Genomic DNA, 14896 nt, shown 5'->3' on the forward strand with positions numbered 1-14896 from the left:
ATTACCGGCCGGGTCCGGCGCTCCCCGCCGCGCGGGCCCGCAGCAGCGCCCGCTCCCGTTCGTTGCGGGTCAGCGCCGCGGCCCGCTCGAACTCGGCCCGCGCCTCCTCCCCGCGACCGAGCCGGGCCAGCAGATCGCCGCGCACGCTCGGCAGCAAGTGGTAGTCCCCCAGACCGGGTTCGGCGGCGGCCAGCCGGTCGACCATGTCCAGCGCGGTCTCCGGGCCGTACGCCATCGACACGGCGACCGCCCGGTTCAGCTCGACCACCGGGGACGGCGCGGCGACGGCCAGCCGCTCGTAGAGCGCGGCGATCGTCCGCCAGTCGGTGTCCTCGTACCGGACCGCCCGCGCGTGGCAGGCAGCGATCGCGGCCTGGAGCGCGTACGGCCCGGTGCCCGCCCGCTCGAGGGCCGCGAAGCCGCGCCGGATCAGCAGCCGGTTCCACCGCCGCCGGTTCTGCTCGGCGAGCAGCACCGGCTCCCCGTCGGGCCCGGTCCTGGCCGCCGTCCGGGACGCCTGGATCTCCAGCAGCGCGGCCAGCCCGTGGACCTCGCCCTCCTGGGGGACGAGCCCCTGCAGCACCCGGACCAGGCGCAGCGCGTCCTCGCACAGCCCCGGCCGCAGCAGGTCGTCGCCGGCCGTGGCCGCGTACCCCTCGTTGAAAATCAGGTAGATGACCTCCAGGACCGAGCCGAGCCGGGCCGCGCGCTCCTCCCCGTACGGCGTCTCGAACTCCACCCCGGCCTTCGCCAGCGTCCGCTTCGCGCGCACGATGCGCTGCGCGACGGTCGGTTCCGGGACGAGGAACGCGCGGGCGATCTCGTCCGTGCGCAGTCCGCCGACCAGCCTCAGCGTCAGCGCGGTGCGCGCCTCGGCGGACAGCACCGGGTGGCAGGCGGTGAAGATCAGCCGCAGCAGGTCGTCGTCGATGTCCCCCGGCCCGGACGGCTCGGGGTCGTACGTCTCCTCGGTGAGCTCGCGCCCCGCCTCCGCCAGCTTGCGGGCGTACGTCTCGCGGCGTCGTACGAGGTCGACGGCGCGGTGCTTGGCGGTGGCCGTCAGCCAGGCGCCCGGACGGTCCGGGACGCCCGTCCGGGGCCATTGTTCGAGGGCGGCGACGAGCGCGTCCTGCGCGATCTCCTCGGCGATGCCGACGTCCCTGACGATCCTCGCCACGGTGGCGATGATCCGGGCGGACTCCATCCGGAAGACCGTCTCGACGGTCGCGGCCGGGCTCTGTGCTGTCACGGCTCACCATGACAGCACAGCACCCCCGTGCCTGTGCGTCACATCTCTTCGATCTCGCGGACCTCGACGCTGACGTCCCAGTACGGCGGGTGGACCTCCAGGAAGCGCTTGGCCCACTCCATGGCCTCGGCCTTGTCCTTGCACTGGGTGATGGAGTAGCCGCCGACGACCTCCTTGGTCTCGGTGAACGGCCCGTCGGTGTAGCTGATCTTGCCGCCGGACCAGTGGATCCGGGTGGAGTCGGAGGTGGGCTTGAGCCCGGCGGTCTCCAGCATCACCCCGGCCTTGGTGATCTCCTCGAACAGCGCGCCCATGCGCGCCTCGAAGCCTTCGTCGGCGTCCTCCATCTGGAAGGCGCCCTCTTCGATGCGGACCAGAGTCAGATAGCGCGGCACGGTGTTCTCCTCGGTGTGACGAGCGGGGCCGTTCCCCGCCTCTCACTCTTACGTCGATCGGCCGCGACGCACATCGACACACCGGGAGAGGAAATCTCAGACGTAGTCCTCCAGGCGGGCCACGGTGAAGCCCTGCTCCTGGATGTGGCGGAGCATGTTCGCCGTCATCTGCGTCATCGTGGTGCCCTTGAGCTCCGCCGGGCCCCGGAAGTGGGCCAGCACGATGTCGCCGGGATGCAGCTTCTTGTCGCCGCGCTGGTACTGCATGTTCTTGATCTGCATGGACTCGCGCCACAGCACGATCGCTTCGGCGCCGCACTGCCCCACCGCGGCCCGGGTGGCCTCGTTCCAGTTGCCGTACGGCGGGCGGAACAGGCGGGGGGTCTTGCCGAAGCGCTCCTTCAGCTTCGTCTGTTGGCCGCATATCTCCCGGCGCTGGGCGTCCGCGCCGAGCGTGCGCAGGTTCGGGTGGGTGAGGGTGTGGTTGGCGACGCCGTTGCCGAGTCCGGCCAGCGGCTCGAAGTACGCGTAGTCCGTGCGTATCGCCGAGTCGGTGAGGAACATCGTCACCGGGATCTTGAGGTCCTTCATCATCCGGACGAACGCGGGGTCCTTCTCCGCGCCGTCGTCGATCGTGATGAAGACGATCTTCTCGTTCGTCGGGATGTCGCTGATGACCGGGACGGGCCCGCCCGGCGTCCGCTTCACCGGCTTGACCTTCGGCGGGGCCGGCGGCGCGGCGAAGGGCTTCAGGCCCCACTTGCGGTACGCGGCGGCCGTGTCGGGAGCCGTCGAGGGCTTCGCGTCCGCGGGGGACGTGGGGGACCCGGCGGGCTTCGAGGACAGGGCCGCCGGCGGCGGGGCGTCCGCGTCCGCCGGCTGGGAGCACCCCGTCACGAGCAGGGCGACGACGGTCAGCGCCGCCCACGCCACGATTTTCCTGTCCACCCGATCCCCCACACCCGAACACACGACCTACGTCGATGTGTTTGATGCGGAAACGGGTGCTCAGGTTGCCCCGGGCTCCGTGATCGTGTCGACCGACTCGAATCGCCAGCGGTGCACCGGACGGGTGATGAGGTCCGCGGCCGGTTCGGGCAGCTCGGGCAGCTCCGCGTCGAGCGCGTCCGCCTCCCACCAGGTCAGGACCAGCACCCTGTCCTGCGCGGCCCGGAAGGTCTCGCGGCGCAGCGGCTCGTACGGCAGCTCCTGCGCCCGCGTCCACTCCAGGAGTTCGGCGCCGCGGCCCTGGACCGCGCGCGCCTCCCACATCAGCGTGACCCTCATGCGTACAGGTTCTTCCCGCTGATCTCGTGCACGTGGTCGTGGCCGTGGTCGTGGCCGTGGTCGTGCGCGCCCGGGACGTGCGGGTCCGTCACCGGCAGCGAGGAGTCCGCGGACAGCTCCAGGTCGGAGGCCGGCCGGTTCCTGGCCACCATCTCCGCGCCCAGCGCCGCCACCATCGCGCCGTTGTCCGTGCACAGACCCGGCCGCGGCACCCGCAGCCGGATCCCGGCCCGCTCGCAGCGCTCCTGGGCCAGCGCCCGCAGCCGCGAGTTGGCGGCCACGCCGCCGCCGATCATCAGGTGGTCGACGCCCTCGTCCTTGCAGGCCCGCACGGCCTTGCGGGTGAGCACGTCAACCACTGCCTCCTGGAAGGACGCCGCCACGTCGCGTACCGGCACCTCCTCGCCGGCCGCCCGCTTCGCCTCGATCCAGCGGGCGACGGCCGTCTTGAGGCCGGAGAAGGAGAAGTCGTACGCCGGGTCCTTCGCGCCCGTCAGACCGCGCGGGAAGGCGATCGCGTCCGGGTCGCCCTCACGGGCGAGCCGGTCGATCACCGGGCCGCCGGGGAAGCCCAGCTCCAGGACCCGGGCGATCTTGTCGAAGGCCTCGCCGGCCGCGTCGTCGATCGTGGCGCCCATCGGCCGGACGTCGGAGGTGATGTCCGGCGCGAGGAGGAGGGACGAATGGCCGCCGGAGACCAGCAGCGCCATCGTCGGCTCGGGCAGCGGACCGTGCTCCAGCTGGTCGACGCAGATGTGCGAGGCCAGGTGGTTCACGCCGTACAGCGGCTTGCCCAGCGCGTACGCGTAGGCCTTCGCCGCCGAGACGCCCACGAGCAGCGCGCCCGCGAGCCCGGGACCGGCGGTGACAGCGATGCCGTCGAGGTCCTTCGCGGAGACGCCGGCCGTCTTCAGGGCGCGCTCGATCGTGGGGACCATGGCCTCCAGGTGCGCGCGCGAGGCGATCTCCGGGACGACGCCGCCGAACCGGGCGTGCGTGTCCACGCTCGACGCGATCGCGTCCGCGAGCAGCGTCGTCCCCCGGACGATGCCGACACCGGTCTCGTCGCAGGAGGTCTCGATACCGAGTACGAGCGGTTCGTCAGCAGCCATCAGAATCAGTCTCAGTTCCTTGAACGGTCAGTCGCATCACGAGGGCGTCGACATTGCCCGGCTGGTAGTAGCCGCGCCGGAAGCCGATGGGCTCGAAGCCGAAGCGCTCGTACAACTTCTGGGCGCGGGTGTTGTCCACCCGTACCTCCAGCAGCACCTCGTCGCACTCGAAGGCGGTGGCGTGCTGGAGCAGGTCGGTCAGGAGACGGGCGCCCAGGCCCGTCCCCCACTGGTCGCGGGCGGCGGCGATGGTCTGCACGTCGCCGAGCCCGCCGGCCGCGGCGAGGCCGGCGTAGCCGACCAGCCGGCCGTCGGCGTCCTCCGCGACGACGTAGCGGCGGGTGGCCTGCGGGCCGCGGGCGTGCGCGAGTTCGGACCAGAACATCCCGGCGGACCAGGCGTCCTCCGGGAAGAGGTCGTGTTCGAGCGCCAGCACCGGTTCTATGTCCCACCAGCGCATCTCGCGCAGCACCACGCCGGTCACTTGGGGGTGACCACCTTGTAGTTCTTCGGCACCTGCGCGTCGGGGCGGCGCAGATAGAGCGGCAGCGGGTCGAGGAACGTGCCGCCCTCCTCCAGCACCTCGGCCGCGCGGGCCGCGAGGGCCGCCGCCGACTGGTGCTCGGGGCCGCGGCCGTCAGGGAACGCCTCGGGGTAGAGCAGCGCGCCCGCGCCGACCACCGGGAGCCCGGCGGTCTGCTCGGCGATGTCGGCGGGCCGGTCGACCGAGGGCTCGGTGGCCCGGGTGCGGAAGTCGTCGTACCGCGCCCAGTAGACCTCCTTGCGGCGGGCGTCCGTCGCGACGACGAACGGCTCCGTCAGCCCGGAGGCGTACGCGAGTCCGTCCAGGGTGCACAGGCCGTGCACGGGGACGCCGAGCGCCGAGGCGAAGGTCGACGCGGTGACCAGGCCGACGCGCAGGCCCGTGTACGGCCCGGGCCCGACACCGACGACGATGCCGGTGACGTCGGCGAGCGTGCGACCGGCCTCCTTCAGGACCTCGTCGACGGCGGGCAGCAGCAGCTCCCCGTGGCGCCGGGCGTCCACCCGGCTCGACTCGGCGACGACGGACCTGCCGTCGTGGAGGGCGGCGGTGACGGCGGGGGTGGCGGTATCAAGGGCGAGCAAGAGCACGCGGACAGCCTACGGCTCCGGCGGCCGAGGCACGGCGTCCCGTCCCGTCGCCGCACGGCTGCTAACGTCACCACGGGTACATACGTCTGAGAGGTGGGCAGCGTGGCAGGTCGCAGCTCGGGATTCGTGGCCGGGCTGACCGCGGCCGCACTCGCCGTGGTCGGATTCCTCGCCTACCAGGCGTCGGCCAGCGCCCCGTCGGACCTGTCGGCGACGCCGAAGTCCCCCGGCGCCTCGGCCTCCGCCTCCGCGACCTCGCCGGCCGGTCCCACACAGAAGCCGAAGGACCCGCTCGCCATCCCGGCCTCCTCGGGCTCCGGTCAGCGCGTCGTCTACGCGCTCGGCGAGAAGCGGGTCTGGCTGGTGGACGCGAAAGGGCAGGCCACCAGCACGTTCTCGGTGATGCCCAGCACGGTCCACCCGGCGCCGGGCGCGTACCACGTCACCTCGCGCTCGGGCACGGTGCGCGGCTCGGACGGGATCCAGATCGAGCACGTGGTCCGGTTCACGAGCGTCGACGACACCGCGATCGGTTTCAGTGCCGCGGTGGACGGCACGCTCCCGTCGCCGGACCCGGCGCGCAAGACGGGCGGCATCCGCATGAAGAAGGCGGACGGGAACGCGATGTGGCTGTTCGCCACGGTCGGTTCGAAGGTCGTCGTCGTCGCGTAGGACGCCGTCGTCCAGGACGTCGCCGTCGCGCAGGAGACTGTCGTCCGTACGAGGGACCCGTCGTCAGGCGGCTTCCTGCCGTACCACCGGCTCCGCCACGCCCTGAGCCTCGGACTCCGTCTCCCGTTCGACCTCCCGGGGCGGAGTCGACACCGCGTCGGCCGCGGCACAGGAGGCCAGCAGGTCGACCATCGTCACGGCGCCGCGCCGGCCCTCGGTCGCACGGGTCTCGCGCTCTGGCGTCGACATGAAGGCCTCCCGTAGGTTAGGTACACCTAACCAGCTCGTCCCTCCATGTCACCACGGCTCGTACGGCCGACGCAACATCTTCCCGACACCTTGTCGGAACCTACGTACGCACGGCGTAAGACGCGCGACGGACGACGCGCGGCGGACGGCGGACGGCGGACGGCGGACGGCCTCAGCCCAGCCGCAGGTCCTCGTCCGCCCAGCGGGCGCCGATGCCGCGCAGGACGACGGTGCGCCGGTCGTCGTCGGTGTCGCCGACGACCCGGTGGATGAGCACGTGCAGCCGGTCGTCCGTCAGGTCCTCGACCTTGCCGTCGCCCCACTCCACGACGACCACCGAGTCGGGCAGCGAGACGTCGAGGTCCAGGTCCTCCATCTCGTCCAGACCGCCGCCGAGCCGGTAGGCGTCGACGTGCACCAGCGCCGGACCGCCGGTGAGGGACGGGTGGACGCGGGCGATGACGAAGGTCGGCGAGGTGACGGCGCCGCGCACGCCCAGGCCCTCGCCGAGCCCGCGGGTCAGGGTCGTCTTCCCCGCGCCGAGTTCGCCGGTGAGCATGACCAGGTCACCGGGGCGCAGCAGTTTCGCGAGCCGGCGCCCGATCTCCTGCATCTGCTCGGGGGAGTCGACGGCGAGCGTGGCCTCAGCGGCCGGAATCTGCGGAGCTTCCATGCCCGCCAACGTTAGCCGCTGCCGGCACCGCTCCGACCCGTACCAGCAGGTCGGCCAGCCGGTCGGTGACCGCCTCGGGGTGCTCCAGCATCACCAGATGGCCGGCGTCGGGCACGATGACCAGCTCGGCGTCCGGCAGCAGACCGGCGATCGCCTCGGTGTGCGAGCTGGGCGTCACCAGGTCGTTGTCGCCGGCCAGGGCGAGCACCGGCACCTCGGCGAAGACCGGCAGGGCCTCGGCCTTGTCGTGCTCGGCGAAGGCCGGGTAGAACTCCGCGACCACGTCGATCGGCGTCGACTCGATCATCCGCTCGGCGAACCGGGCGACCGCCGGGTCCACGTCCCGCGAGGAGAACGAGTACCTCTTGATCATCCCGGCGAACAGGTCGGCGGTCGCCCGGCGGCCGCGCTCGACCAGCTCGGCCTGCGAGCCGAGGGCCTTGAGAACCCCGGGCAGCACCCGGCGCACCGCGTTGACGCCGGCGCTGGGCAGCCCGTACGTGAGCTCGCCGAGTCCGCCGCAGGACGTACCCACGAAGGCGGCCCCGACGACGCGCTCGCGGATCAGCTCCGGGTACCGGTCGGCCAGCGCCATCATCGTCATGCCGCCCATCGAATGGCCGACGAGGACCAGCGGGCCCTCGGGGGCGGCGGCGTCGATGACGGCCTTCAGGTCGCGGCCGAGCCGCTCGATCGAGACCGGCGCGCCGTCCGGGCCGGACTGGGCGACGCCGCGGGCCGAGCGGCCGTGGCTGCGCTGGTCCCAGTGGACGGTGCGGACCAGGCCGCGCAGGGCGGCGCGCTGGAAGTGCCAGGAGTCCTGGTTGAGGCAGAAGCCGTGGCTGAAGACGACGGTGACGGGGGCGGGCGCGCGGCGGCCGAAGAGCCGGCGGCGGCGCTGGGCGCCGGGCGGCCCCGCCTCCGGGTCGATCTCGTCGACCTCGTAGTACAGCGCGGTGGAGTCGTCGGCGAGCGCGCGGCCCGGGGCGCCGCGCAGGGAGCCGTACGGGGCGGAGGCGTCGAGGGCGAGCCGGGCCTTCTTGCGCATGCCGCGCCCGACGGTGAGCCGTTCGACGGCGACGCCGGCCGCCGCGCCGGCGGCGAGCACGCCTATCGCGGCGCCTGCGAGGCCCGCGCCGCGCCGCCACGTACCGGCGGCGGTGACGATCTCCCCCGTGCTGCTCTCGCTCACAACCGCTCCCCTAGTGGTCCCGGGCGTCCGGGCTCTCGTCGATGTAGACGCGCGGGACGCGCGCGCCGATGCGGGTGACGATCTCGTACGCGATGGTGTCGGCGGCGTCGGCCCAGTCCTGGGCGGTCGGCTCGCCGCGGTCGCCGGGCCCGAAGAGCAGGGCCTCGGTGCCGGGTTCCACGACGTCCCCCCCGAGATCGACGACGAACTGGTCCATCGCGACGCGGCCGGCGACGGTGCGGACCTTGCCGCCGACGAGGACCGGGCCGCGACCGGAGGCGTGGCGCGGGACGCCGTCGGCGTACCCGAGGGGGACGAGACCGAGGGTGGTCTCGTGCTCGGTGACGTAGTGGTGGCCGTAGGAGACGCCGTGTCCGGCCGGGGCGTTCTTGACCAGGGCGACGCTCGCGGCCAGGGACATCACGGGCCGGAGGCCGAAGTCGGCGGGCGTGCCGAGCTCGGGGCTGGGCGAGACGCCGTACATGGCGATGCCGGGCCGCACGAGATCGAAATGGGTCTCGGGGAGGGTGAGGGTGGCCGGCGAGTTGGCGATGTGCCGGACCTCGGGGGCGACGCCGGCCTTCTCGGCGTGCTCCAGCATGGTGTGGAAGAGCTCCAGCTGGCGGGTGATGGACGGATGACCGGGCTCGTCGGCGCAGGCGAAGTGCGACCAGAGTCCGGTGACGCGGAGGAGCCCCTCCTCCTGGGCGCGGAGGGCCTCGCCGACGAGCTGGGGCCAGTCGGCGGGCTGGCAGCCGTTGCGGCCGAGGCCGGTGTCCGCCTTGAGCTGGATCCTGGCGGGGCGGCCGACGCGACGGGCGGCCTCGCGGACCTCGTCGAGGGCCCACGTCCCGCTGACCGTCATGTCGAGATCCGCCTCGATGCCCTGGTCCCACGGGTCGCCCGGGGTCCACAGCCAGCACAGGATGCGCGCGTCCGCGATCCCGGCGGCGCGCAGCGCGAGCGCCTCGTGCGGCGTGGCGGTCCCGAGCCAGGTCGCCCCGGCTTCGAGCGCGGCCCGGGCACAGGGCACGGCCCCGTGTCCGTACGCGTCCGCCTTCACGACGGCCATCACCTGGGAGTGGGGCGCGACACGGGCGCGCAGCGCGCGGACATTGGCGCGCAGCGCACCGAGGTCGATCTCGGCACGGGCTCGGCGGGGCGGCGGTGTCTGACTCATCGCGCCCAGTCTCTCAGGTGTCCGCCCCCAGACGTCCGACCTCCGGTGTAGCCCAGATCACGCCATCCCTCCAGAACCGCCCCGCCCCGGCCACACGCGACCGAAGCCGCCGCGTGCGGGCGCGGCGCGCAGCTCTCGCGTGTGGCGCGGCGCGCGGCTGCCGCAGGGTCGGGGGCGGTGGCCCCGGGGCTCCCTCGCGGCGCGAAGCCGCCGAGGACGGGCGCGGCCCGAAGCTGCCGCGAGTCTCGCGGCGCGCAGCTGTCGCCGGGGGTTGGGGGCGGAGCCCCCGGTCTCGGCAGAGTTCCGGTGAGGGGTGGGGTGCCGGATCCGAGCCCTACCCCACCACGTCCGCCCACGCCCTCGGCAGAGCCGTGGCCACGTCCGACGCGGCGATCGGGGCGCCGTTCGAGGCGAGGCGGGCTGCGAGGCCGTGGAGGTAGGCCGCGCAGGACGCCGCGTCGCGGGGGCGCAGGCCCGCGGCCAGGAGCGAGCCCGCCAGGCCCGACAGGACGTCGCCGCTCCCCGCCGTCGCCAGCCACGACGTGCCCGTCGGGTTCACCCGGACCGGCGACATCGGCGTCGACACCCCGTCCGCGTGCCCCTCCGCGTCCGCCACCAGCGTCGTCGAGCCCTTCAGCAGCACCGTCGCCCCGAACCGCGCCGCCAGCTCCCGAACCGCTGCCAGCCGCCCGTCCTCGACCTCCTCGCGCGCGACGCCGAGCAGCGCCGCCGCCTCCCCGGCGTGCGGGGTCAGCAGGGTCGGGGCCGCCCGGCGCCGTACCGCCGCCGGGCTCAGGTCCCGCAGCCCGTCCGCGTCCACCAGCACCGGTACGTCCGAGGCCAGTACCTCCGCCACACCCGGGTCGTCGCCCAGCCCCGGGCCCACCACCCACGCCTGCACCCGCCCCGCCTTCCCCGGCGGCCCCTCGTGCACCAGCGTCTCCGGGTGCCGGGCGATCACCGCGTCCGCCGCGGGACCCACGTACCGCACCGCGCCCGCGCCGCCCCGCAGCGCCCCCGCCACCGCGAGCACCGCAGCGCCGGGATACCGCGCCGACCCGGCGACGACACCGACCACGCCCCGCCGGTACTTGTCGCTCTCCGCCGCCGGCGCCGGCAGCAGCCACGCCACGTCCTCGTGCTGCAGCGCCTCCAGGTCCGGCACCGAGGGCAGCGTCGCGTCGAGCCCGATGTCGACCAGCCGTACCGCGCCCGCGTACTCCCGCGCCGGGTCGATCAGCAGCCCCGGCTTGTACGTCCCGAACGTCACCGTCGCGTCCGCCGCCAGCGCCTCCCCGCCGACCTCCCCGGTGTCCGCCGACACCCCGCTCGGCAGGTCCACCGCCACCACCACCGCGTCCGAGCCGCGCGCCGCCCGCGCGACGGGCACCGCGTCCGGCCGCAGCCCGCCCTGTCCGCCGATGCCGGTGATCCCGTCCAGGACCAGGTCCGCGACGGCCAGCGCCTCGAACGGGTCGTCACTCACCCGTCCCCCGGCGGCCCGCAGCGCCGCGAGGCCGGCCTCGTGCACCCGCGCGCCGAGCAGCACCGCCGTCACGCCCGCCCCGCGCCGGGCCAGCCTGGCCCCCGCGTACAGCGTGTCGCCGCCGTTGTCGCCGCTGCCGACCAGCAGCACGACCCTCGCCCCGTACACCCGCCCCTTGCCCAGCAGCGAGCAGCAGGCGGCGGCGAGGCCGGCGGCGGCGCGCTGCATCAGCGTGCCCTCCGGCAGCCGCGCCATCAGTTCGGCCTCGGCGGCCCGTACGGTCTCCACGCGGTGAGCGGTACGCATGGGCTCAACCCTCCGCGATCACCACCGCCGACGCCACCCCGGCATCGTGACTGAGCGACACGTGCCAGCTCTTCACGCCGAGTTCCGCGGCGCGCGCCGCCACCGTCCCGCGCACCCGCAGCCGCGGCTGCCCGCTCTCCTCCAGGTACACCTCGGCGTCGGTCCAGTGCAGGCCGGCGGGCGCGCCGAGCGCCTTGGCGACCGCCTCCTTCGCGGCGAACCGCACCGCGAGCGAGGCCGGCCCGCGCCGCTCGCCGCTGCGCAGGTACAGCTCGCCCTCGACGAAGAGCCGCTGCAGCAGCCCGGGCGTCCGTTCCAGCGACGTGGCGAAACGGTCCACCTCCGCGACGTCGATCCCCACCCCGATGATCATCGAACCCTCACTCGAAACGTCACTCCACCGTCACGGACTTGGCCAGATTGCGCGGCTGGTCCACCTCGTTGCCGCGCGCCGTCGCCAGCTCGCAGGCGAACACCTGCAACGGAACGGTAGCGACCAGCGGCTGGAGCAGCGTCGGCGTGGCCGGGATGCGGATCAGGTGGTCCGCGTACGGCGCGACCGACTCGTCGCCCTCCTCCGCGATCACGATGGTCCGCGCCCCGCGGGCCCGGATCTCCTGGATGTTGGAGACGATCTTGTCGTGCAGCACCGAGCGCCCGCGCGGCGACGGCACGACGACCACCACCGGCAGGTCCTCCTCGATCAGCGCGATCGGCCCGTGCTTCAGCTCGCCCGCCGCGAAGCCCTCGGCGTGCATGTACGCGAGTTCCTTCAGCTTGAGCGCGCCCTCCAGGGCCACCGGGTAGCCCACGTGCCGACCGAGGAAGAGCACCGTGTTCTTGTCCGCGAGCGACCGGGCGAGGGCCCGCACCGGCTCCATCGTCTCCAGGACCTGCTCCACCTTCTCGGCGCTGCGGGCCAGTTCCCGGACGACGGCGTGGATCTCGTCGCCCCACTTGGTGCCGCGCACCTGCCCCAGGTACAGCGCGACCAGGTAGCAGGCGACGAGCTGGGTCAGGAACGCCTTCGTCGACGCGACCGCGACCTCAGGACCGGCATGCGTGTACAGCACGGCGTCAGACTCACGAGGGATGGTCGACCCGTTCGTGTTGCAGATGGCGAGCACCTTCGCGCCCTGCTCGCGGGCGTGCCGGAGCGCCATCAGGGTGTCCATCGTCTCGCCGGACTGGGAGATCGCGACGACGAGCGTCCGCGCGTCGAGGATCGGGTCCCGGTAGCGGAACTCGCTGGCCAGCTCCACCTCGCAGGGGATGCGGGTCCAGTGCTCGATGGCGTACTTGGCGATGAGTCCGGCGTGGAAGGCGGTGCCGCAGGCGACGATGACGACCTTCTCGGCCTCGCGCAGTTCGGCGTCCGGGATCCGCAGTTCGTCCAGGGACAGCGAACCGGACGCGTCGATCCGACCGAGGAGGGTGTCGGCGACGGCCTTCGGCTGCTCGGCGATCTCCTTGAGCATGAAGTAGTCGTAGCCGCCCTTCTCGGCGGCGGAGGCGTCCCAGTCGATGTGGTACGCGTGCACCTCGGCCGGCACGCCGTCGAAGTCGGTGACGGTCACGCCCTCGCGGGTCAGCTCCACGACCTGGTCCTGGCCGAGTTCGATGGCGGAGCGGGTGTGGGCGATGAAGGCGGAGACGTCGGAGGCGAGGAAGTGCTCGCCCTCGCCGACGCCCACGACCAGCGGCGAGTTGCGGCGGGCGCCGACGACCACGTCGGGCTGGTCTGCGTGCACCGCGACCAGCGTGAACGCGCCGTCGAGCCGCCGGCAGACCAGGCGCATCGCGTCCGCGAGGTCCCCGCAGGAGGAGAACTCCTCGGCGAGGAGGTGGGCCACGACCTCGGTGTCCGTCTCGGAGGCGAGATCGTGCCCGCGCTCCTCGAGTTCGGCCCGGAGCCCGGCGAAGTTCTCGATGATCCCGTTGTGGACGACGGCGACCCGGCCCGCGTTGTCGAGATGCGGGTGCGCGTTGGCGTCGGTCGGCCCGCCGTGGGTGGCCCAGCGGGTGTGTCCGATGCCGGTGGAGCCGCTCGGCAGCGGCCGGTCCACCAGCTCCTTCTCCAGATTGACGAGCTTGCCCGCCTTCTTGGCGGCGGCGAGCCCTCCGTCGGCGAGCACGGCGACCCCGGCGGAGTCGTACCCCCGGTACTCCAGCCGCTTGAGCCCCGCGATGACCACATCAAGCGCCGACTGCCCGCCGACGTACCCCACGATTCCGCACATGTCGGCAGCCTACGACCGACCCGGGCCGCGCGGGTGGCTCAGGCGTCGTTGCCGCGCGCCGTGGGGTCCGCCGGCGGCTCCGGCTTGGTGTGGAGGATCTCGCGGGCCTGCTCCGCCGCGCGGGCGATGCTCTCGGAGACGAAGTCGAGGAAGCGGGCGATGTTCTCCATGCGGGCGCCGGCCGGGGTGGCGGCGCCCAGGACGCCGACGCCCTGGCGGGCGGTCTCCATGATGTGGGCGGTGGAGCGTGCGCTGGCCATCATCGACTGGTACCAGACGTCGTCGTCGACGACGTAGAGGTCACGGCGGCGTTCGTCGCGTTCGCGGCGGATCAGGTCCTGACTCTCGAGGAACGCGATCGACTTGGAGACGGACGCCGGGCTGACCTGAAGGCGCTGGACGAGGTCCGCGGCCGTGAGGCTGCCGGTGTCGCTGGTGAGGAGCAGGGCCAGGACCCTGGCCGTCATCCTGGGGATGCCCGAGGCCATCAGGACGGTGGTGAACACCTCCTCGTACGCCTGCACGGCCGCCGCGTCGCGCCCGTACGGCTGCTCGGGTGTCTGCGGGCCCGGCGCCGCGGGCTGCCGGCGGCGCTGGGCGCGGTGGCCGGTGGCGCGCTGGGCGAGGTCGGCGCGGTAGGCGGTGGGGCCGCCGTTGCGCATGACCTCGCGGGTGACCGTCGAGGTGGGGCGGTCGAGACGGCGGGCGATCTCCGCGTAAGCGAGGCCGTCGGCCAGCCCCAGGGCGATCTGCTGCCGTTCCTGCTGAGTGAGCCTGCCTCCCGGCATCGCGGCCTCCTTCGTGTCCGTGGCAGCCCCACCATAGCGTTCAGCTTCAGTTCATTGCAATGAACGCACTGCTCGCGTTGCATTACCCCACAGGATCGTTGCAATGAAATTCATACCCTCACCTGCAATGATGGGGAATCTTCGCAACGAAGGCGTTGCCGAGACTTCGAACGCAACGTAGCTTTTCCCTTGTCGGAAACGCCGACAGCAGGAAAACCAAGGAGCTCATCATGCAGAAGTTCGCCACCACCGCCGCGATCTCCGTCGTCCTCGACATCCCCGCCGGACACATCCGGTTCATCGCCGCAGACCGCGCCGACACCACCGTCGAGGTCCGCCCCGAGAACGCCGGCAAGAGCAAGGACGTGAAGGTCGCCGAGCAGACCGTGATCGGTTACGACAACGGCGTGCTGCGGATCGAGACGCCGGAGGCGAGGAACGCGGTGTTCGGGCACTCCGGGGCGGTCGAGGTCACCGTCCAGCTGCCCGCCGGCTCCAGCGTCGAGGCGAAGGCCGCCGCCGCCGAGTTCCGCGGCGTGGGTCGGCTCGGTGACGTCGTCTTCGAGGGCGGCCACCGCTCGGTCAAGCTCGACGAGGCCGCGAGCGCCCGCCTCTCCTCCCACGACGGGAACGTCGTCGTCGGCCGCCTCACCGGCCCGGCCGACATCACCACCCAGCTCGGCGACGTCGAGGTCCTCGAGGCCCACGGCGGCAACGTCACCCTCAGCACCCAGAAGGGCGACATCACCGTCGTCGCCGCCCGCGGCGTCTCCGCCACCCTCGACGCCGGCACCTCCTACGGCCGCGTCAGCAACGCCCTCGTGAACAGCGGCGACGCCGCCCTCGCCATCCGCGCCACCACCTCGTACGGCGACATCTCCGCCCGCAGCCTCTGACACCTCACCCACGCAGTCATCCACAGGGGGTACCTCT

General features: G+C 73.2%; 17 protein-coding genes. 2 read left to right on the forward strand and 15 right to left on the reverse strand.

Going from position 1 to position 14896, the window contains the following annotated elements; all coding sequences use genetic code 11:
* Position 1: 1 nt before the first annotated feature.
* The 7 genes from R2D22_RS14990 to tsaB all read right to left on the reverse strand — a co-directional run bounded on the left by R2D22_RS14990 (position 2) and on the right by tsaB (position 5177).
* On the reverse strand, positions 2–1204 hold the full coding sequence (locus tag R2D22_RS14990) for an RNA polymerase sigma factor (RefSeq protein WP_318109770.1): 1203 nt from the start codon (positions 1202–1204) through the stop codon (positions 2–4).
* Between the two features lie 83 nt (positions 1205–1287).
* Positions 1288–1644 (reverse strand): YciI family protein, encoded by a 357-nt coding sequence (locus tag R2D22_RS14995; RefSeq protein WP_318103754.1) that lies wholly within the window; start codon positions 1642–1644, stop codon positions 1288–1290.
* A 96-nt stretch (positions 1645–1740) separates the two neighbouring features.
* Complete coding sequence (locus R2D22_RS15000; RefSeq protein ID WP_318103755.1) at positions 1741–2592, reverse strand: polysaccharide deacetylase family protein; 852 nt, start codon at positions 2590–2592, stop codon at positions 1741–1743.
* Between the two features lie 60 nt (positions 2593–2652).
* Positions 2653–2931 carry a hypothetical protein gene (locus R2D22_RS15005; protein ID WP_318103758.1) on the reverse strand — a complete coding sequence of 93 codons (279 nt, stop codon included), beginning with the start codon at positions 2929–2931 and terminating at the stop codon, positions 2653–2655.
* Complete coding sequence (gene tsaD, locus R2D22_RS15010; protein ID WP_318103762.1) at positions 2928–4043, reverse strand: tRNA (adenosine(37)-N6)-threonylcarbamoyltransferase complex transferase subunit TsaD; 1116 nt, start codon at positions 4041–4043, stop codon at positions 2928–2930. The genes R2D22_RS15005 and tsaD overlap by 4 nt, the downstream gene beginning before the upstream one ends.
* Positions 4033–4503 carry a ribosomal protein S18-alanine N-acetyltransferase gene (rimI, locus tag R2D22_RS15015; RefSeq protein ID WP_318109772.1) on the reverse strand — a complete coding sequence of 157 codons (471 nt, stop codon included), beginning with the start codon at positions 4501–4503 and terminating at the stop codon, positions 4033–4035. Before rimI ends, tsaD begins: the two co-directional genes overlap by 11 nt.
* A 20-nt stretch (positions 4504–4523) precedes the next feature.
* Positions 4524–5177, reverse strand: a complete 654-nt coding sequence (gene tsaB / locus R2D22_RS15020; protein ID WP_318103763.1) for a tRNA (adenosine(37)-N6)-threonylcarbamoyltransferase complex dimerization subunit type 1 TsaB — start codon at positions 5175–5177, stop codon at positions 4524–4526.
* A gap of 102 nt (positions 5178–5279) precedes the next feature.
* Here tsaB and R2D22_RS15025 point away from each other — a divergent pair, with 102 nt between their 5' ends.
* Positions 5280–5849, forward strand: a complete 570-nt coding sequence (locus R2D22_RS15025) for a hypothetical protein (RefSeq protein WP_318103764.1) — start codon at positions 5280–5282, stop codon at positions 5847–5849.
* A gap of 63 nt (positions 5850–5912) precedes the next feature.
* On the opposite strand, the gene R2D22_RS15030 is transcribed toward R2D22_RS15025, so the two are convergent.
* The 8 genes from R2D22_RS15030 to R2D22_RS15065 all read right to left on the reverse strand — a co-directional run bounded on the left by R2D22_RS15030 (position 5913) and on the right by R2D22_RS15065 (position 13963).
* Positions 5913–6098: a hypothetical protein gene (locus R2D22_RS15030; RefSeq protein WP_318103766.1), complete on the reverse strand. Its 186-nt coding sequence runs from the start codon at positions 6096–6098 to the stop codon at positions 5913–5915.
* Positions 6099–6270: 172 nt separating this feature from the next.
* A complete protein-coding gene (tsaE, locus tag R2D22_RS15035) occupies positions 6271–6771 on the reverse strand; it encodes a tRNA (adenosine(37)-N6)-threonylcarbamoyltransferase complex ATPase subunit type 1 TsaE (protein WP_318103767.1) in 501 nt (166 codons plus the stop codon).
* Positions 6743–7963 carry an alpha/beta fold hydrolase gene (locus R2D22_RS15040; RefSeq protein WP_318103770.1) on the reverse strand — a complete coding sequence of 407 codons (1221 nt, stop codon included), beginning with the start codon at positions 7961–7963 and terminating at the stop codon, positions 6743–6745. Before R2D22_RS15040 ends, tsaE begins: the two co-directional genes overlap by 29 nt.
* 10 nt (positions 7964–7973) lie before the next feature.
* Positions 7974–9143, reverse strand: a complete 1170-nt coding sequence (gene alr / locus R2D22_RS15045; protein ID WP_318103771.1) for an alanine racemase — start codon at positions 9141–9143, stop codon at positions 7974–7976.
* Between the two features lie 334 nt (positions 9144–9477).
* Positions 9478–10935 carry an NAD(P)H-hydrate dehydratase gene (locus R2D22_RS15050; RefSeq protein ID WP_318103773.1) on the reverse strand — a complete coding sequence of 486 codons (1458 nt, stop codon included), beginning with the start codon at positions 10933–10935 and terminating at the stop codon, positions 9478–9480.
* A gap of 4 nt (positions 10936–10939) precedes the next feature.
* On the reverse strand, positions 10940–11308 hold the full coding sequence (locus R2D22_RS15055) for a holo-ACP synthase (RefSeq protein WP_318103774.1): 369 nt from the start codon (positions 11306–11308) through the stop codon (positions 10940–10942).
* A gap of 19 nt (positions 11309–11327) precedes the next feature.
* On the reverse strand, positions 11328–13175 hold the full coding sequence (gene glmS, locus R2D22_RS15060; protein ID WP_318103776.1) for a glutamine--fructose-6-phosphate transaminase (isomerizing): 1848 nt from the start codon (positions 13173–13175) through the stop codon (positions 11328–11330).
* Between the two features lie 38 nt (positions 13176–13213).
* Positions 13214–13963 carry a GbsR/MarR family transcriptional regulator gene (locus R2D22_RS15065; protein WP_318103778.1) on the reverse strand — a complete coding sequence of 250 codons (750 nt, stop codon included), beginning with the start codon at positions 13961–13963 and terminating at the stop codon, positions 13214–13216.
* A gap of 230 nt (positions 13964–14193) precedes the next feature.
* On the opposite strand from R2D22_RS15065, the gene R2D22_RS15070 reads away from it, so the two are divergent.
* Positions 14194–14859: a DUF4097 family beta strand repeat-containing protein gene (locus R2D22_RS15070; protein ID WP_318103780.1), complete on the forward strand. Its 666-nt coding sequence runs from the start codon at positions 14194–14196 to the stop codon at positions 14857–14859.
* Positions 14860–14896: the final 37 nt, after the last annotated feature.

This window comes from Streptomyces sp. HUAS YS2 (genome assembly GCF_033343995.1).
Taxonomy (GTDB): domain Bacteria; phylum Actinomycetota; class Actinomycetes; order Streptomycetales; family Streptomycetaceae; genus Streptomyces; species Streptomyces solicathayae.